Origin of the sequence: Paracidovorax wautersii, assembly GCF_900113035.1 — a bacterium.
Classification (GTDB): Bacteria; Pseudomonadota; Gammaproteobacteria; order Burkholderiales; family Burkholderiaceae_C; genus Paracidovorax; species Paracidovorax wautersii.
In genome coordinates this window covers 142,957-161,406 of record NZ_FONX01000002.1, presented here as the reverse complement: position 1 = coordinate 161,406, position 18,450 = coordinate 142,957, and the positions used below count along the sequence as shown (strand labels likewise).

The 18,450-nt window shown below is 71.7% G+C and carries 13 protein-coding genes; 9 read left to right on the top strand and 4 right to left on the bottom strand.

Translation table 11 applies throughout. The annotated features are described in order from the left end of the window. Positions 1-55 precede the first annotated feature (55 nt). The 6 genes from BM070_RS03320 (at position 56) to BM070_RS03295 (ending at position 8,349) form a co-directional block, all read left to right on the top strand. A complete protein-coding gene (locus BM070_RS03320; RefSeq protein ID WP_092937574.1) occupies positions 56-772 on the top strand; it encodes a 16S rRNA (uracil(1498)-N(3))-methyltransferase in 717 nt (238 codons plus the stop codon). Next, a complete protein-coding gene (locus tag BM070_RS03315) occupies positions 769-2,199 on the top strand; it encodes a hypothetical protein (RefSeq protein WP_245785093.1) in 1,431 nt (476 codons plus the stop codon). The genes BM070_RS03320 and BM070_RS03315 overlap by 4 nt, the downstream gene beginning before the upstream one ends. Before the next feature lie 25 nt (positions 2,200-2,224). Next, entirely contained in the window at positions 2,225-2,944 is a 720-nt protein-coding gene (locus tag BM070_RS03310) for a hypothetical protein (protein WP_092937572.1), read from the top strand. Positions 2,945-2,950: 6 nt separating this feature from the next. Beyond that, positions 2,951-5,785 carry an ATP-binding protein gene (locus BM070_RS03305; RefSeq protein WP_092937570.1) on the top strand — a complete coding sequence of 945 codons (2,835 nt, stop codon included), beginning with the start codon at positions 2,951-2,953 and terminating at the stop codon, positions 5,783-5,785. 529 nt (positions 5,786-6,314) lie between these two features. Beyond that, positions 6,315-7,469 (top strand): GGDEF domain-containing protein, encoded by a 1,155-nt coding sequence (locus BM070_RS03300; protein ID WP_245785092.1) that lies wholly within the window; start codon positions 6,315-6,317, stop codon positions 7,467-7,469. Between the two features lie 127 nt (positions 7,470-7,596). Next, positions 7,597-8,349, top strand: a complete 753-nt coding sequence (locus tag BM070_RS03295) for an SOS response-associated peptidase (protein WP_092937568.1) — start codon at positions 7,597-7,599, stop codon at positions 8,347-8,349. A gap of 93 nt (positions 8,350-8,442) precedes the next feature. On the opposite strand, the gene BM070_RS03290 is transcribed toward BM070_RS03295, so the two are convergent. Together BM070_RS03290 and BM070_RS03285 are read right to left on the bottom strand one after the other, a co-directional pair. Next, positions 8,443-9,951: a M20 family metallopeptidase gene (locus BM070_RS03290; protein WP_092937566.1), complete on the bottom strand. Its 1,509-nt coding sequence runs from the start codon at positions 9,949-9,951 to the stop codon at positions 8,443-8,445. Positions 9,952-10,038: 87 nt separating this feature from the next. After that, on the bottom strand, positions 10,039-11,076 hold the full coding sequence (locus BM070_RS03285; RefSeq protein WP_092938115.1) for a helix-turn-helix domain-containing protein: 1,038 nt from the start codon (positions 11,074-11,076) through the stop codon (positions 10,039-10,041). 211 nt (positions 11,077-11,287) lie between these two features. Here BM070_RS03285 and eat point away from each other — a divergent pair, with 211 nt between their 5' ends. The 3 genes from eat to eutC are packed head-to-tail and all read left to right on the top strand — an operon-like array spanning position 11,288 to position 15,028. Continuing rightward, on the top strand, positions 11,288-12,697 hold the full coding sequence (gene eat, locus BM070_RS03280; RefSeq protein ID WP_092937564.1) for an ethanolamine permease: 1,410 nt from the start codon (positions 11,288-11,290) through the stop codon (positions 12,695-12,697). Between the two features lie 34 nt (positions 12,698-12,731). Then, complete coding sequence (locus tag BM070_RS03275; protein WP_092937562.1) at positions 12,732-14,120, top strand: ethanolamine ammonia-lyase subunit EutB; 1,389 nt, start codon at positions 12,732-12,734, stop codon at positions 14,118-14,120. A gap of 14 nt (positions 14,121-14,134) precedes the next feature. Continuing rightward, a complete protein-coding gene (gene eutC, locus BM070_RS03270; RefSeq protein WP_092937560.1) occupies positions 14,135-15,028 on the top strand; it encodes an ethanolamine ammonia-lyase subunit EutC in 894 nt (297 codons plus the stop codon). Positions 15,029-15,061: 33 nt separating this feature from the next. Here eutC and BM070_RS03265 read toward each other — a convergent pair whose 3' ends face one another. Both BM070_RS03265 and BM070_RS03260 read right to left on the bottom strand, forming a co-directional pair. Beyond that, positions 15,062-16,246, bottom strand: a complete 1,185-nt coding sequence (locus tag BM070_RS03265; RefSeq protein WP_092937557.1) for a GGDEF domain-containing protein — start codon at positions 16,244-16,246, stop codon at positions 15,062-15,064. Positions 16,247-16,326: 80 nt separating this feature from the next. Next, positions 16,327-18,363, bottom strand: a complete 2,037-nt coding sequence (locus BM070_RS03260; RefSeq protein WP_092937555.1) for a methyl-accepting chemotaxis protein — start codon at positions 18,361-18,363, stop codon at positions 16,327-16,329. Between the last annotated feature and the right edge of the window lie 87 nt (positions 18,364-18,450).

Here is an 18,450-nt window from a genome sequence, read left to right as displayed (position 1 = left end):
CCAATGGCCCGCAGCGCTTGATATTCCAGCGCATGCAGCTTCTTTTTCCATAGCAATGCCCCGTTTCCACTGCCCCCTGCCCCTGGCCCCCGGCGCCGTGCTGGCACTGCCGCCCACGGCCGCGCGCCATGTGCAGGTGCTGCGGCTGCAGCCGGGCGACGCCATCACGCTCTTCGACGGGCGCGGCGGCGAGCATGCCGCCACCGTCACCCGCATGGGCCGCTCCGACGTGGAGGTCGAAGTCGGCACGCACGACCCCGTCGAGCGCGAGGCCGCCCGCGCCGTCCACCTGATCGTGGGCATGCCCGCCAACGAACGCATGGACTGGCTGGTCGAAAAGGCCACCGAGCTGGGCGCCGCCAGCATCCAGCCCGTGGCCGCCGCACGCAGCGTGCTCAAGCTGGCCGGCGAACGCGCCGCCAAGCGCCAGGCGCACTGGCAGGCGATCGCCGTGGCCGCCTGCGAGCAGTGCGGGCGCAACCGCGTGCCTACCGTCCACCCGCCCCTGCCGCTGGCCGAAGGACTGCGCAGCGTGGCGCAGGCCGATGGCACCCGCCTGGTGCTCTCGCTGCGCCCCGGCAGCCGGCCCCTGCGCGATGCGGCGGGCGGCGACGGCCCGGTGTGGGTGCTGCACGGCCCCGAAGGCGGGCTGACGGCGCAGGAAGAAGACGCGGCCTTCGCCGCCGGCTTCGCGCCCGCCAGCCTGGGCGCGCGCGTGCTGCGGGCCGAAACCGCCTCCGTCGCCGCGCTGGCGCAGCTGGTCTTCGCATGAGCGCGGGCCCCCACACGCTGGCGGCCGCGCAGCCGCCCGATGCGGCGTTGCCGCTGGCCGGCGATGCCGCCGCCCTGAGCGACTTCTTCCGTGATGCCGACGCCGCCGCCGACGCGCCCCTGCTCTGGCGCATCGCCCAGCAGCAGGCGCTGACGCACGCGCTCAGCGGCCTCTTCCACGGCCCGGCCGCGCTGGTGCAGCTGCGGCTGTGGGTCTTCCTGCAGCTGGCCGTGCACGGCGAGGCGCAGCTGCCGCGCGAGCGCATCGACGAGCTGTTCCACGCCCTGCGCCCCGAGGCGCTGGAGACCGTGCTCAAGCGCCTGCGCGACGCGGGCCTGCTGGTCTGGGACGACACCCAGCGCGCCTACGCCCTGCCCCCGCTGGCCCAGCGCGTGGCCGGCCTGATCTCGCCGCTGGCGAGCGAGGCCCCGCCGCTCGACGGCGACGACGAAGGCAGCGAACTGGCCGCTCTGCTGGGCTCGGTGGTCGGCGCCAACCAGCTGGGCCATGTCGATGCCGGCCAGGTGCAGCTGCTGCACGCGCAGCTGGCGCGGCTGCACGGCGAATTCGCCGACGCCATCGCCAGCGGCTCCGAATTCCGCCTGCGCGAGGCGCGCAAGCGCTACGACCGCGCCGCCACGCTGATCGACCGGGCGTCCGACGCCATCACCGCCATCATCTCCAACGCCCACGGCCACATCGCGCTGGAGCGCGCCGCGCGCGGCCTGGGCCAGGCCCAGTCGCGCCTGCTGGCCATGGCCAGCCAGTTCAACCGGGCGCTGCAGCAGGTGGACCGCCAGCGCGTCACGCTGGGCACCACGGGCCTGACCAGCACCGACGTCAAGCGCTGGCTGCAGTCCACGCCCCACCCGCACCGGCTGCTGCGCGGCGCGCTGGCCGCGCCCACGCCCTTCCTGGCCGCGCTGGCCCCGCACGAGCTGCTGGACGTGACGGAGGCCGAATTCGAGCGCGACCGCCCCACCCTCGAAGCGCCCGAGGACCTGCCCCAGCCCCAGGCCGCGCCCGCCGGCTCGCTGGCCGCCGTGGCGCTGCCGCACGAGCTGACCGACCTCTGCGCCCTGCTGGCCGGCTGGAACCTGTCCGCGGACGACGCCGCTGCCGCCACCCCGCGCACCGTGGCGGACGCCCTGCTGCACGCCGCCGGCGGCGAAGACGCCCGCTACGCCCAGGTCGCCTACAAGACCCAGCTGCTGCCCCTGCTGGGCGACCCGCAGGCCGCCGTGCTGCCCGGCGCCACGGGCGAGCTGGCGCGCCAGCCCTGGCGCGTGCAGTGGGAGCCGGCCACCGACGCGCTGGACCACCCCCAGGTCCGGCGCCTGAGCCGCGGCACGCTGGTGCCTGCGGACGCAGCCCCCCACCCCGCACCAGCCGCCGAAGCCGCTGCGCCCGCCCGCCAAGACGACTGACCGCACCCCGAACACGATCGATTCCATGGACGAAGCCGCCCTCCTCATCTCCGAACTGCTGGCCCGCCGCTGGCTGCCGCGCAGCCACCCGCGCGTCAAGCGCGCGCTGGTCGATGCCGAACTCTTCGCCCTGGTCGAGCAGCGCCTGGCGCAGTCCGGCCTGCGCTTTCTCGACAGCATCTACGCCGACCACGTCTGCCTGGGCCTGCTGCCCGCCGCGCAGAACGCCGTGCTGGGCGAAGCCGGCGCCAACGCCAACAACAACCTGGAGCTGCCGCGCGACGCGCAGGCGCTGCTGGTGGTGCTGTGGGCGCTCATCGTTTTACCGAAGCGCGAACGCCAGACCAGCCGCGTGCAGGAGGCCGACGCCGGCCAGAGCGACTTCTTCCCCGGCGCCAAGCCGCTGCCGGCGGCGAGCGTGTCCAGCCCCGTGCTGTCGTACAAGACCCTGCTGGAGGACTACGGCCCGCAACTGGGCAAGAAGCTGCGCCTGGACGCCAACCTCAAGCTGCTGGAGCGCCACGGCTTCATCCTGCGCCGCCAGGACGAGATCGCCGAAGGCCCGCTGCTCGACGTGCTGCTGGACTACGACGTGCTGGCCGCGCGCATCCTCGAAGGCGCCCTGGCCGACGTGCTGCAGCGCGAGCGCGCCGAAGCCGCCGCCGCAGCCAACACCGAAGCGGAACCGGCCGCAGCCCTTGATGCACCTGGGCACACCGCTATCAAAAACGAAGTGCAGGAGTAAAGCCCCTTGTTTCACCTGCAGACCCTCGAACTCGTCCACTGGGACTACTGCCAGCGCGTGGCCCTGCCGCTGGATGCTTCCATCATCACCATCGCCGGCCCCAACGGCTCGGGCAAGACCACGCTGCTGGACGCCATGCGCACGCTGCTGGGCCTGCGCTGCTCGTCGCCGCGCGACTGGCGCACCTACGCCCGCCATGCCGGCGCGCAGACCGCCTGGCTGCGCGCCGTGGTGGACAACCGCCCGCAGGGCCGCCAGACCTCCAGCCGGCCGTTCGCGCGGCGGCTGATCTACACCGAACAGGTCACGCTGGCCTGCCGCATCGACCGCAACGGCGGCGACTGGCAGCGCCGCTACTGCCTGCTCGAAGGCGACGCCAGCATCGAGCAGCTGCAGGCAACGCCCGAGAAAGACCTCGGCTTCATGGGCGTGGAAGCCTGGGGCCGGGTGCTCTCGGCCGCCGGCCTCTCGCCGGCCATCGCCCGCGTGCTGTCGCTGGAGCAGGGCCAGACCGACCGGCTGTGCGAATTCAGCCCGCGCGAGCTGCTGCGCCTGGTGTTCGACGTGTTCGGCGACCAGCAGGTGCTGGACGCCTACGACCAGGCCCGCGAGCACCAGCAGCAGCTGGTGCGCGAAATGGCCCAGGCCGACGGCGAGCTGCAGCACGCCCGCGCCCAGCTCACCGAGCTGCACAACCGCGTGAGCAGCTACAAGACCTGGCAGCTCAAGCTGGCCGAGCGCGAGCGCCTGGCCACCGAAGTGCTGCCCGTGCTGGCCTGGCACGGCGAGCGCGAAGGGCTGGCCCGGCAATCGCGCGAGCTGCGCCGCCAGAAGGGCCAGCACCGCGCAGCGCTGGCCGAGCAGGCCATCCAGAACAAGCGCCTCCTGCACCTGCTGGATGAAGGCGCCCGTGCCCAGGCCGATGCCGAGCGCCTGCAGGCCGAGCGCAACGAGGCCCGCGCCCAGCTCGACACCGCCACGCGCCACGAATCGCCGCTGGAGCAGATCGCCCGGCGCGAGGCCGAGCTTCTGGCCCTGGTGGACAAGGGCAGCAACGCCGACGAGCTGCAGGCCCACCTGGCCGACCTGCAGCAGCAGGAAGCCGCCGCGCAGGACGAGCGCAGCGTGCTGCAGCAGCGCCGCAAGCTCGCCGGCGAGGCGCTCAAGGCGCTGGAAGGCCAGCAGCTGCCGCCGCAGCCCGCGGAGGTGCAGCAGTTCCGCCGCCGCCTCGCGGCCCAGGGCATAGGCCACCAGTTCGTGGCCGAAGTGGTCGAGGTGGCCGACGAAGCCTGGCGCGCCGCCATCGAAGGCGTGCTGCGCGGCCACCGCTGGGTGACGCTGCTCGACAAGGACAGCGACCTCGCCGAGGCCTACGACATCGGCGAGCGCGAGCGCTTCCGGCACTACATCGTCGGCCCCGGCGAGAAGGTGCTGCGCGGCGAGCCCGGCACGCTGCTGGCCCATGTGCGCTTCACCGCGCCCGTGCCGCGCTGGCTGGTGCAGCAGCTGCAGCAGCTGCGCTGCGTGGCCGACCCGCGCGAGGGCAAGCGCCTGGGCGGCAGCTGGATCACGCCGCAGGCCTACATGCACGACGGGCGCGGCGCCCGCTCCATGTGGGTGGAGCCGCGCGACCACCAGTTCGGTGCCGCCGCCGTGCACGCGCGCCGCTCGGCCGCCGAGCGCGACCTGGCGCAGATCGACGCGCAGCTCGCGCCCGTGCTGGACCGCCTCATGGCCGTCAAGCGCCAGATCACCGACACCCGCCGCGCCCTGGAAGGCCACAGCGCCGCCGAAGAGCTGGCGCGCCGCAGCGACGAATTCGCCCAGGCCCGCGCCGAGCTGCCCGCCGCCAGGCAGGCCCGCATCGCCGCCGCCCAGCGCTGGCAGCGGCTCGACACCGACGCCGGGCGCGCCCAGGAACGCCACCGCGCCTTCACCGAAGAGCACCAGCGCCTCGAAAAGGAGCTGCAGCGCGCCCGGGGCGAGAGCGAACGCGCCGCGCAGGACTGGACGGCCCGCCGCCGCGCCCAGGCCGGCGCGGTGGAGCGCAGCCGGGCCCAGCGCACGCGCTTTCCGGCCCGCTGGGTGGCACCGGCCACCATCGCCTCGCTGGTCGAGGACTTCGTCAACGACACCCAGGCCCGGCTGCGCCTGCAGGCCGTGGAGCAGGAGCTGGAGCACGGCAGCTGGGAGCAGGACCCCACCGTCGAGGAGCGCCACCGCCGCATGGACATCACGGTGCGCGAGCAGGCCGCGAGCCTGGCCGACCACCAGGTCAAGAACGTCCAGGCCGGCACGGCCGTGATGAACGCGCGCGAGAGCTACATCGAGGTGCTGCGCAGCACCGTGCGCCGCTACCGCAAGAACATCCAGGAGCTGGGCGCCCTCGCCGGCGTGGAAGTGGCGGCCGAGCTGCCCCTCTTGGAGAACGACGACACCGTGCTCGCCCAGGCGGGCCTGAAGGTGCAGTTCGCCTTCGACGGCAAGGGCAGCATCGGCCTGAACGACGGCGAGGCCTCGGGCGGCCAGCAGGTCATCAAGTCGCTGATCCTGCTGGTGGGCCTGCTCAAGGACGAGGAAAGCGCCTCGGGCGGCTTCGTCTTCATCGACGAGCCCTTCGCCCACCTGGACGTGCGCAACATCCAGCTGGTGGGGCACTTCCTGCGCTCGACGCAGGCGCAGTACGTGCTGACCACGCCCATCACCCACAACCTCGAAGTCTTCGAGCCCGCCGAGATCACCCTGGTGACCAGCAAGAAGCCCAAGGGCAGCCGCTGGGCGCCGCCCATCGCGGTGGCGCAGCGGCGCGGCGTGCCGGTGCTGGAGCCGGTGCCTTCCTGAGCGGGCCAACCGCTGCATCGGCGCCCTGATCGCCATCAGGCGTCTCGAACCCCCTTCCGCCCCCTCCGAAACCGGGCAAGCGCCGCACCAGGCGCCTGCCCGGAGGGGGCGTTTCCGCCCGTAAAGGGCTGGAACAGCTCCTAACGAACGGGTTCTTGGCGATTTCGAGCCATTGGCTGATAGATTTTTTTCAGCGGAAGGCATAATTTGTTAATAAATGCGACTTAAAACACTTTCTTGTTAACGGCCCACTGAAAAAAATGATGCCGGCGGCTGTCCTCGTCCGACCCAACCCCTCAGGGCGCTTGCCGCCCTGCCAGGGCAGGCCAAGCCGCCGGCCTTCGCCCACGCACCCGGGGCGAACGGTATCGCGGCGCGCACTTGCGCTCAAGCCCGGGGCTGAAATGCCGAAGTCCAGAGATTCAGACCCAGGCGCAGGGCCCCTGCAGACCGCAGGCCCTGCGCCACGCCTGGCAGCGAACCGTGCCGGCGCCCCCCTCGTCCGCCCCCATCAGAACAGGATCCGGCCTTGACCGAGGCGCAGCAGCCGACCATTGCCCGCAACCGCCTCGCCAGCGTCTGGCATGCGGTGCTGGATGTCGTGCTGACCACCGAATGGCAGCAGCGGCACCGCCTGACGATGTGCGGGCTGGCCAACATGCTGATGTTCTGCGGCATCCTGACCATGCAGATCCTGTCGCGGGCCGGCCTGGCGGACCCGCGGCTGGTGGGCCCGTGGACCATGCTCAGCATGGCCGGCATGTTCGTGATCTTCGGGCTGATCCGCAGCGGCTTCGCGCTGCGCTTCGCCGACCCCTCCCTCACCGGCCCGCAGATCCTCTACGGCATCACCTGCACGGCCATGGCCTTCGTGATCCTGGCCGTGCCCGCGCGCGGCCTGGCGCTGCCGATGCTGGCCATCATCGTGATGTTCGGCATGTTCGGGCTCACGGCGCGCCAGATGCTGGGGGTGATGTGCTATGCGCTGGCGCTCTTCGCCCTGGCCATCCTGTCGGTGGACTGGCGCGGCTACTACGGCCAGCGGCCCAGCCTGTCGGCGAGCTACGGGCTCATCGTGGTGGTGCTGCTGATCGGCAGCACCTTCCTCACGCAGCGCATGCAGATGAAGCGCAACCGCCTGCGCCGCCAGCGCCATGAACTGGCCCTGGCGCTCGAACAGATCCGCCAGCAGGCCACGCACGACGAGCTGACCGGGCTGCCCAACCGGCGCCACATGCTCGACCTGATGCGGCACGAGGTGCTGCGGGCCAAGCGCGGCAAGCGGCAGCCGCTGCTGGCGCAGCTGGACGTGGACCACTTCAAGGTGGTCAACGACACCTACGGCCATGCCGTGGGCGATCTGGCGCTGCAGTCGTTCGTGCACACGGCGCGCAACGCCTTGCGCCAAACCGACATCCTCTCGCGCTGGGGCGGCGAGGAATTCGTGCTGATGCTCTGCGACACCACCCGGCCCGAGGCCGAAACGCTGCTGGAGCGGCTGCGCCTGCAGGTGGCCGAGCCGCGCACGGTGCGGCCCGAACTGCCCGCGCTGCGCGTGACCGTGTCGATGGGCGTGGCCTGCGTGGGCGCTGACGAACGCCTGGAAGCCGCGCTGGAGCGGGCGGACTTCGCCCTCTACGCGGCCAAGGCCGGTGGGCGCGACCGCGTGGTCTGGGCGGACTGACCGGCGGTCGGGCGGGCTGCCGCCCGCTCCTTTTCCACTATCGAAACAAGAGCGCCGGGCCCCGGCGCAAAGCCCTTCTGCAGCCAACGGGGCGCAACCCAGGCCCGCTGCCGGATACCATCCGCGCATGACGCTCCGCTACGACGCCCTTTCCTCCCCCGACGCCTACGCCGACGTCTTCAAGGTGCCCGCACCCGCAGAACTGGGCGAGCGCCGCATCAAGCCGCGCCAGCCCGGCTATGTCGTGCGGCTGGCCCCGGCCGATCCTGCGGCCCCGGCCACCGCTTCGGACGAGGCGGCGCCCGTCGATCCCGCCGATGCCGCAGCCCCCGCCCCGGTCGCCCGCGAGCTGCTGCCGCTGCAATGGGGCCTGGTGCCGCACTGGGTGAAGTCGGCCTCCGACGGGCGCCTGCGCGCGCCCAAGCTGGTCAATGCGCGCTCGGAAACCGTCACCACCTCCACGCCGTTCCGCGATGCCTGGCTGCGCGGCCAGCGCTGCATCGTGCCCATGCAGGCCTTCTACGTGGACGACCTGCGCGGCGGCGGCAAGCCGCTGGCCACGCGCATCGCCCGCATCGACGGCGCGCCCATGGGCGTGGCGGGCCTCTGGGCCTGCTGGACGGGGCCCGAGGGCGAGACGCTGGAGAGCTTCACCCTGCTCACGGTGAATGCCAACAGCCACGCGCTGCTGCACCGCTACGGCCAGCCGGGCAGCGAAAAGCGCATGCCGGCCATCCTGAGCGAAGGCGCGCAGGCCGCCTGGCTGACGGCTCCGGTGGCCAAGGCGGCGGAGTTCATGCGCGCCTACCCGGCGCAGTCGCTCACCGCCAACCCGGTGGAAACCAAGGCGGACAAGCGGCCCAAGGGCTGGCTGGACTGAGCGGGCACCGGCAGCGTGCCGGCGATTGCTATCTTATTGATAGCTATCAGCGCTTGATGGACAAGCGCTGGCGGCCTATGAAAGCCCGAAACCTCAGGCCGCGGCCGGCTCGACCTCAGCCTCGGCCCCACCCGCCGGCGGCAAGCTGGCGATGACCTGCGCCACGGCGGCGGTGAGCTTCTTGGCGTAGGGCACGTGCAGGAATTCGTTGGGCCCGTGCGCATTGCTCTTGGGGCCGAGCACGCCGCAGACCATCATCTGCGCCTTGGGGAAGCCCTGGCTCAGCAGGTTCATGAGCGGGATCGTGCCGCCCTGGCCGATGTAGCCGCAGGAGGCGCCGAACTGGGCCGTGCTCGCGGCGTTGAGGGCGCGCTCGAACCACGGCGCCGTGTCGGGCGCGTTCCAGCCGGTGGCGGCGCCGGCGGATTCGAAGGTCACCCGGGCCTGGTAGGGCGCGTTGTCTTCCAGCAGCGCCTTCATCTCCTGCACGCAGCGGGCGGCATCGACCAGCGGCGGCAGGCGCAGGCTGAGCTTGAAGGCCGTGTAGGGCCGCAGCACGTTGCCCGCGTCCTGCAGCGCCGGGAAGCCCTCGGCGCCGGTGACGCTGAGCGTGGGCTCCCAGGTGCGCCTGAGCAGCGCATCGACCGGCTCGGTCGTGGTGGGCAGCGCGAAGGTAGTGGAGCCGCCGCAGTCGTAGTGCGCCCACGGGAAGCGCCGGTAGATCTCGTCGCCCAGGATGGCGGCGGTGGCACGCGCCTGGGCCAGCCGCTCGGCCGGCACGTTGCAGTGGAAGCTGGCGGGCAGCAGGCGGCCGGTGGCGGAGTCTTCCAGCCGGTCGAGCACCTGCCGCATGATGCGGAACGACGAGGGCACCAGGCCCGAGGCATCGCCCGAATGCACGCCCTCGGTGAGGATCTCCACCTTCAGCGTGCCGCTGGCCATGCCGCGCAGGCTGGTGGTGAGCCAGAGCTGGTCGTAGTTGCCGGCGCCCGAGTCCAGGCAGATCACCAGCGCCACCTCGCCCAGACGCGGGCGCAGCTGGTCGATGTAGGGCAGCAAGTCGCGCGAGCCGCTTTCCTCGCAGGTCTCGATCAGGCCCACGATGCGCGGGTGCGGCACGTTCTGGCGCTTGAGCTCCTGCACCGCGGCGATGCTGGCATAGACGGCGTAGCCGTCGTCCGCGCTGCCCCGGCCGTAGAGCTTGCCGTCTTCGTACTTCGGCGTCCACGGGCCCAGGTCGCTGCGCCAGCCGTCGAATTCGGGCTGCTTGTCGAGGTGGCCGTACATCAGCACCGTGGGGCCGCTGGCGGCCTGCGGCTGGGTGCCGTCCACCTCGAAGAAGAGCACCGGCGTGCGGTCGGGCAGGCGCACGATCTCCAGCTTCAGGCCGGGCACCTTCTGCGCCTCCACCCACTGGGCGGCATTGCGCAGCACGCGGTCGAGCAGGCCCTGCTGCTCCCAGTCGGGCGCGAAGCCGGGCGACTTGGCGGGGATGGCGATGTATTCGGTCAGCTGGGGCAGGATGCCTTCGTCCCAGCGCTGGCTGAGCTGGGAGAGGGCCTCTTGCGGCTGGAAGGCGGAAGCGGGGATGCGGGCGTTCATGGGCGGCTCTTTCGTGCGGGGGCGTGGGCACTGGCAGCCCCGACGGCCGGGTGCCGGCCCGAGCGCCACGCCAAGCTGCCGATTGTGCTACTGCGCCCGCACCGCGCGCTGGCGCAGGGTCTGCGAAGGCGCTTCGCCGAACAGGGATTTGTAGTCCTGCGAGAAGTGGCCCATGTGGAAGAAGCCCCAGCGGGCCGCCACGGCCTGCACCGTCTCGCCCGGTGCGGCGGCGCGCAGGGCGCGGCGTGCGTTCAGGCGCACGGCCTTGAGGAAGTCGGCCGGCGGCTGGCCCAGCACGGCATGGAAGTGGTTCTGCAGCGTGCGGCGGGTGACGTGCAAGTATTCGCACAGCGCGGGCACGTCGCGGGCCTCTTCGCCATCGCACGGCTGGCTGGCCCAGGCGCGCGCGGCCATCACCAGCGCGAAGCGGCGCTGCGCCGAGCCCTGGGGCGCGGCGGCATCGGCCGGCACCGCGGGCGCGTCGCCGCACAGCAGGCCGAGCAGCTGCCGCGCCAGCGCTGCGTGGCGGGGCGTGCCGGCGAACTCAGGCGCGTCGTCTTCGCCCAGGCGCAGCAGCGATTCGATGGTGGCGCACAGGGCCGCATGGCTCGCGCTTTCCAGCGGCACGGCATGCGCCGGGCTGGCCAGCAGCGCGGCCGCGCCGCGCAGCTGCATCGCGTCGGCCTGGGCGCGCAGCCATTCCTGGTCCATGACCACGCCGTAGATGCCGAAGTCTTCCGGCGTGCGCAGCGTGAAGCCGTCGCTGGCGCGTGCCCGCAGCACGAAGCGCTGCGCATCGGTGCGCCGCTCGCGCCCGCAGAAGTGCAGCGGCTGCGCGCTGCGGCCGTCGGGCAGCCCGAACCAGACCGAGCCCTGCCAGGGTGCGCATTGCTGGCTGGTGGGCTGTGAGGTGTGCTCGTGAAAGACCTGCAGGCGCAGATCGCCCATCCAGAGTTCGCGCACGCGCCCGGCGAAGCGGCCGCCGCGCAGCTGGTCGTACTGCTGCGACCAGTCCGAGATCTGGTCGGCATGCTCGTCCACGTCGTCGCTCTCGCGCACCCGCCAGCGCAGCGGGCCCGGGCCGGGGGGCACCGAGGCAGTGCGAAGGGGGAGCGCGGCAGCCATGTCGTGGGGCATTCGGTGGGTGGAGTGGCGAATTTGATGCAAGAAAGACGCCAGATACCGCGCGCAAACCCCTATGGCGCTATCCCGGATCGGAAAAAAAGCCCGCTGCGGGGCGCTTTGCCCAATCGGGATAGGCAAGCCAGGCCCCGCGTTGATGCAATAGGCGGGAATTCTTCCCATCGCACCTTTCAACGCAGCAAGGTCGTTTCCCATGCACACATCGGCACCCACATCCGCCCCCACAGCCCACGCACCGCACCTGAAGAAGGTGCTGGGCACCTTCCAGCTCTGGGGCATCGCCGTCGGGCTGGTCATCTCCGGCGAATACTTCGGCTGGAGCTACGGCTGGGCCACGGCCGGCACGCTGGGCTTCCTGGTCGCCACCGTGCTGGTGGCGGCCATGTACACCAGCTTCATCTTCAGCTTCACCGAACTCACCACCGCCATCCCGCACGCGGGCGGCCCCTTCGCCTATGCGCGCCGCGCCTTCGGGCCGGCGGGCGGCTTCATCGCGGGCTACGCCACGCTGGTGGAATTCGTCTTCGCGCCGCCGGCCATCGCGCTGGCCATCGGCGCCTACCTGAACGTGCAGTTCCCGGCCATCAACGCCAAGTACATCGCCCTCGGCGCCTATGCGGTGTTCATCGGGCTGAACTGGGTGGGCGTGGGCATCGCGGCCACGTTCGAGCTGGTGGTCACGCTGCTGGCCATCTTCGAGCTGCTGGTGTTCATGGGCGTGGTCAGCCCCGGCTGGTCGTGGGCGCAGTTCGCCAACCTGGGCTGGGCCGGCAGCGACAGCTTCAGCGGCGCCACGGTGGCCGGCATCTTCGCCTCGATCCCGTTCGCCATCTGGTTCTTCCTGGCGATCGAGGGCGCGGCCATGGCGGCCGAAGAGGCGCGCGATCCGCAGCGCACCATTCCCCGCGCCTACATCGCCGGCATCCTCACGCTGGTGGCGCTGGCCTTCGGCGTGATGATCATGGCCGGCGGCGTGACCGACTGGCGCACGTTGGCCAACATCAACGACCCGCTGCCCCAGGCCATGAAGGCGCTGCTGGGCGCCAACAGCGGCTGGCTGCACATGATGGTCTGGATCGGCCTCTTCGGGCTGGTGGCCTCGTTCCACGGAATCATCATGGGCTATTCGCGCCAGATCTTCGCGCTGGCCCGCGCCGGCTACCTGCCCCGCGCCTTCGCCGAACTGAGCCCGCGCTTCAACACGCCCCACCGCGCCCTGCTGGCCGGCGGCGCCGTCGGCGTGGCCGCGATCTTCAGCGACGAGTGGATCCAGTTCGGCGGCCAGACGCTCACCGCCAACATCGTGACCATGGCGGTCTTCGGCGCCATCGTGATGTACATCGTCTCCATGGCCGCGCTGCTGCGCCTGCGCCGCACCGAGCCGGCCATGCACCGCCCCTACCGCGCGCCGCTCTACCCCTTCTTCCCCGTGCTGGCCCTGGCGCTGGGCGTGGTCTGCCTGATCGCCATGGTGTGGTTCAACACCGTGCTGGCCGGCATCTTCCTCGCGCTGATGGCGCTGGCCTGGGCCTACTACGCCCGCACCGCCAGCCGCCGCGCCGAGGCCGCGCCCGACGCGATGCTGGACACCGCCACCCCCTGACCCGACCACGAGCCTGCGACAGAAGAGCCCCGCCATGCGCTACCACACCACCCTGGGCGGCCAGGGCCATGCCTTCGACGACCTGCGCCAGGTGATGGCCCATGCCAGCCCCGCCCGCTCGGGCGACTACCTGGCCGGCGTGGGCGCGGCCACCGCCCAGCAGCGCATGGCGGCGCGCCACGTGCTGGCCGATCTGCCGCTCGCCACCTTCCTGAACGAGGCTCTGGTGCCCTACGAGGACGACGCCATCACCCGCCTCGTCATCGACGGCCACGACGCCGCGGCCTTCGCGCCCATCCGCCACATGACGGTGGGCGACTGGCGCAACTGGCTGCTGGGCGACGCCGCCACGCCCGAGACCCTGGCCGCGCTCGCGCCCGGGCTCACGCCCGAGATGGTGTCGGCCGTGAGCAAGATCATGCGCAACCAGGACCTGATCGCCGTGGCGCGCAAGTGCCGCGTGGTCACGCGCTTTCGCAACACGCAGGGCCTGGCCGGCCGCATCGGCGTGCGGCTGCAGCCCAACCACCCCACCGACGACCTGCGCGGCGTGGCCGCCTCGGTGCTGGACGGGCTGATGCTGGGCGCGGGCGATGCGGTGATCGGCATCAACCCCGTCTCCGACAGCATGGCCACGCTCGAAGGCCTGTGCCGCATGTTCGACACGCTGATCCAGGGCCTGGAGATCCCCACCCAGGCCTGCGTGCTGACCCACGTCACCAACACGCTGCAGCTCATGAACGCGGGCGTGCCGGTCGATCTGGTGTTCCAGTCCATCGGCGGCACCGAGAAGACCAACAGCGGCTTCGGCGTGAGCATCTCCGTGCTCGACGAAGCCTACGACGCCGCGCTGCAGCTGCGGCGCGGCACGGTGGGCGACAACGTCATGTACTTCGAGACCGGCCAGGGCAGCGCGCTCTCGGCCGGCGGCCACCACGGCGTGGACCAGCAGACCTGCGAGGTGCGCGCCTATGCGCTGGCGCGCCGCTACCACCCGCTGCTGGTGAACACGGTGGTGGGCTTCATCGGCCCCGAATACCTCTACGACGGCAAGCAGATCATCCGCGCCGGGCTGGAAGACCATTTCTGCGGCAAGCTGATGGGCCTGCCCATGGGCTGCGACATCTGCTACACCAACCACGCCGAGGCCGACCAGGACGACATGGACACCCTGCTGGTGCTGCTGGCCACGGCCGGGCTGAACTTCCTCATCGGCGTGCCGGGGGCGGACGACATCATGCTGAACTACCAGAGCACCTCGTTCCACGACGCGCTCTTCCTGCGCGACACGCTGGGCCTGCAGCGCGCGCCCGAGTTCGAGGCCTGGCTGCAGCGCCAGGGCCTGACCACGGCCCAGGGCCGGCTGCGCGACGGCGCTGCGCCGCTGGCGCTGGCACACGTGCTGGGCACGCCCGCCCCTTGAGCGCAGCGAACGACATGGACGATTCCAACGACCCAGCCCGCAACGCAGCGGCAACGCCTGCAGCCCTGCCCGCAGCCACGGACACCGCCACGCCGCCCGCCGTCACCGCCATGCCCTGGCAGGGCTGGCGCCAGGCCACCCCGGCGCGCATCGCCCTGGGCCGCGCCGGCGTGGCCATTCCCACCGACGAGGCATTGCGCTTCGGCTGGGCGCACGCCATGGCGCGCGACGCCATCCACGCGCCGCTGGATGCCGAGGCCCTGGCCGACGCGCTGCGCGGCGCCGGCCACGCGGTGCTGCAGGCCCGCAGCCGCGCGGACGACCGCGCCACCTACCTGCGCCGCCCCGACCTGGGCCGCCAGCTGCACCCCGAAGACGCCCTGGCGCTGCAGGCGCATACCGCGCAGTCCGCAGGCCCGAAGCCCACGCTGTGCGTGGTGGTGGGCGACGGGCTTTCGTCGCTGGCCGTGCAGCGCCACGCCGTGCCGCTGCTGCAGGCGCTGGCGCCGCTGCTGCCGGCCGATGCCACCGTGGCGCCGGTCGTGGTCGTGCGCCAGGCCCGCGTGGCGGTGGCCGACGAGGTGGGCGAGCTGCTGGGCGCGAGCCTGAGCGCGATGCTGATCGGCGAGCGGCCGGGCCTGAGCTCGCCCGACAGCCTGGGCATCTACCTCACCCTCGCACCCCGGCGCGGGCGCAGCGATGCGGAGCGCAACTGCATCTCCAACGTGCGCGCCGAAGGCCTGAGCTACGCCAGCGCCGCCTTCAAGCTGGCCTGGCTGATGCGCCAGGCCCGGCGGCTGGGCGCGACCGGCGTGGCGCTCAAGGACGACAGCGATGCGGAATGGGCCCTGGCGCAGGCGCAGCCCCCGGCGGGGCGGCTGCCCGGCGGCAGCGGCGGCTCACGCTGACGGCGCTGACGGCGCGGATGGCGTGGCCCGGGGCTACGCCAGGGCCGCAGCGGGAATGCAGTCCGACTCGGCCGACTCCACCCGGTTGCGCCCGGAACGCTTGGCGCGGTACATGGCTGCATCGGCGGAGTCGATCAGGCACTCCCAGCGGTCGCCCGGCCGCAGGCGGCAGCTCACCACGCCCACGCTGATGGTCACCGGCAGCTCGCTGTTGCCGACCTCGATATGCGCCTGCTCCACGGCCACGCAGAGCTGGCGGGCCAGTTCCAGCGCGCCCGCCAGCGGCGTGCGCGGCAGCAGCACCAGGAACTCTTCGCCGCCGTAGCGCCCGATGAAGTCCTGCGCGCGCAGCCGGCCACAGAGCACATCGACCACGCCGCACAGCACGCGGTCGCCCGCCAGATGGCCCAGGTCGTCGTTGACGCGCTTGAAGTGGTCGATGTCCACCATCAGCAGCGCCAGCGGCTGGCCAGTGTGCACGGACTGCGCCACGCCGCCTTCCAGCGCCGCGATGGTGGCGCGCCGGTTGGCCACGCCGGTCAGCGGGTCCTGCGAGGCCAGGCGCCGGTTGGCGGCATCTGCGCGCTCGATGGCCATGAGCACGAAGCCGAACGACGAGGCCTGCACCGTGATGAAGGCCAGCAGGAAGATCAGGTACTGGACGATGTCGCCATGCATCACGCCCTGGCCGGGCAGCAGTCCCATGGCGACCAGCACGGCGCGCAGCACCAGCACCACGGCCTGCAGCACCAGGGTCAGGAAGACGAGCCAGGCACCCCGGCCGTGGCGGAAGGCGTCCGATCGCCACAGCAAGGCGACAGGCAGCAGCAGCTGCAGCGGAAAGACGATGCCGCTCACGATCAGCCGCGCCGGGTAGCTCTGCAGGTACAGCGTGAACAGCACGCCGGTGGCCAGCACCGGCGGGATCATCCAGCGCCAGGGCAGCGGCCGCCCCAGGAACTGGTACATGCCCCCGAGCAGGCAGGCGAAGACGGCCGACACCAGCATGTTCGAGAGCACGATGGAGAGCAGGTCGGGCAGCTTGCCCCGCCCCATCACCAGCACATAGGCGAGCGCGTGCATGAAGAGGCCGAAGGCCCACAGCCCCAGGCCCTCGCGGCGATGGCTGGCGCCGACCACGAGCAGCCCCCCGGCGACCACGACGGAAGCGACGACGGTGACGAACAGCAGGGTGGGAACGTGGAGCAGGGAGTCCATGGCGGGATCAGGCGCCCTTCAGGCGGGTGGAGGCGTGGCGGAGCATGCCCCCGGCCTCCCGCAGCGGTCAGGCAGCCCCGTCATTTCGGCAACGCGGGCCGCGAAGCCCTGGCCGCAGGAGCCGGTGCCGGTGCCGACACGGGGCCGGACGCGGCTGGTTGCTGCTGCTGCTGCACGGCCGAGAGGCGGAAGAACTCCACCGCCTGGGCCAGCCGCGCGGCCTGGTCGCGCAGGCTCTGGGCCGCAGCGGCAGATTCTTCGACCAGCGCCGCGTTCTGCTGGGTCATCTGGTCGAGCTGGGTGATGGAACCGTTCACCTGGCCAATGCCGCTCGCCTGCTCGGCCGCCGCGGCGGAAATCTCCCCGACGATGTCGCCCACGCGGCGCACCGAGCCCAGAAGCTCTTCCATGGTGCTGCCGGCCGCCTGCACGCGCACCGCGCCGGCCTCGGCCTGCTCGACCGAAGCGCCGATCAGCGCCTTGATCTCGCGCGCGGCCTCGGCCGAGCGGCCCGCCAGCGCCCGCACTTCGCTGGCCACCACGGCGAAGCCGCGGCCCTGCTCGCCGGCACGCGCTGCTTCCACGGCGGCGTTGAGCGCCAGGATGTTGGTCTGGAAGGCGATGGTGTCGATCACGCCGATGATGTCGCCGATCTTGCGGCTGGAATCCTGGATGCCGCCCATGGTGGCCACCACATCGCCCACCACCTGCCCGCCGCGCTCGGCCACCTGGCCGGCCGACGTGGCCAGCTGGTGCGCCATGCGCGCCGCATCGGCCGACTGGCGCACCGTGGCGGTGAACTGCTCCATGCTCTGCGCCGTGCCCGCCAGGCTGGCCGCGGCGGATTCGGTGCGGCCCGAGAGATCCTGGTTGCCCATGGCGATCTCGGCGCTGGCGTTGGTGATGCTGTCCACCGCCGTGCGCACCTGCTGCAGCATCTGCACGTAGCGCTGGCGCAGCCCTTCGACCTCGCGGATGAGCGTGCCCATCTCGTCCTGCCGCTGCGTGGTGAAGGCCTGCGTCAGGTCGCCCTGGGCCACCAGGGTGACGGCCTGCGTCAGCTCGCGCAGCGGCTGGCTGATGCCGCGCCGCAGCACGAGGAAGAGGCCCGCGCCCATCACCACCAGCGCCCCGCCGATGACGCCCCACACGCCCCAGAGCGCGCTGCGCTGGTCCGCCAGCGCCTCGTCGTCCGAGACCTCGGCCACGACCCACCAGCCGGACTGCGTCTTGCTGCGCACCGCCCAGGGGTGGGCGCCCTGCACGGGCAGCAGGGCCGGCGCGGGGTCGATGAAACGCTGGTCCTGCAGCGCCTGGAGATAGTCGCGCGCCTGCGGAAAGGCCTGCAGCACCTTCTTGCCGATCGCCGTGGGATGGGCGATGAAGACGGCCTCTTCCGGCGACGAGCGCGGATCGATCACGAAACCGCCGCCGTGCTGGAAGAAGTGCAGGGCCGAGATCTGCTTCTGGATCTGCTCGCGGAAGATGGTCAGATCGACGCCCACGAAGAGCAGGCCGACGATCTGGCCGGACGCATCGCGGCGCGGTTCGTAGTTCGCCATGTAGGGCCGGCCGAAAAGCGTGGCGCGGCCGATGTAGGACTCGCCCTGGCTCACCTTCGCATAGGCGGGGCTGGAGCGGTCCAGCACCGTGCCCACGGCACGTGCGCCCCGCTCGTCCTGCAGGGACGTGGCGATGCGCACGAAATCGTCGCCCTTGCGCGCGAACACGGTGGCCACGCCGCCCGTCATCCGCGCGAAGCCATCGACGAGGTCGTTGGAGCCGTTGAGCAGCGTTGCGTTGCTGCGCAGTTCACCACTGGCCGGGTCCCATTGCAGGACCTTCGAGAACTGGGTGCCGAACGAGGCGGCGTTGCTGCGCACCACGCCCACGTTGGCCTGGTACATGGCGTCGAGCGAAGCGCTCACGGCATCGATGCCGTTGCCCACGCCTTCGACCGCCTGGCTGCGGGCCGTGCGGGTGGTGATATCCGCCACCGCCAGGCTGACCACCAGCAGCACGACGGACAGCAGGGCGATGGCCAGCAGCGTAATGCGGCGGGCCACAGAGCCGCTCGACGCACCGCCATGCGCAGGGCTGGAGTGTTTGAGACTCATGGTTGACGTACTTCAATGGGGAAAGTACTTAATTATGCGATTGATTTGTATTCTTTTGTAATTGTTTTTTACAAATGGTTCTCATCG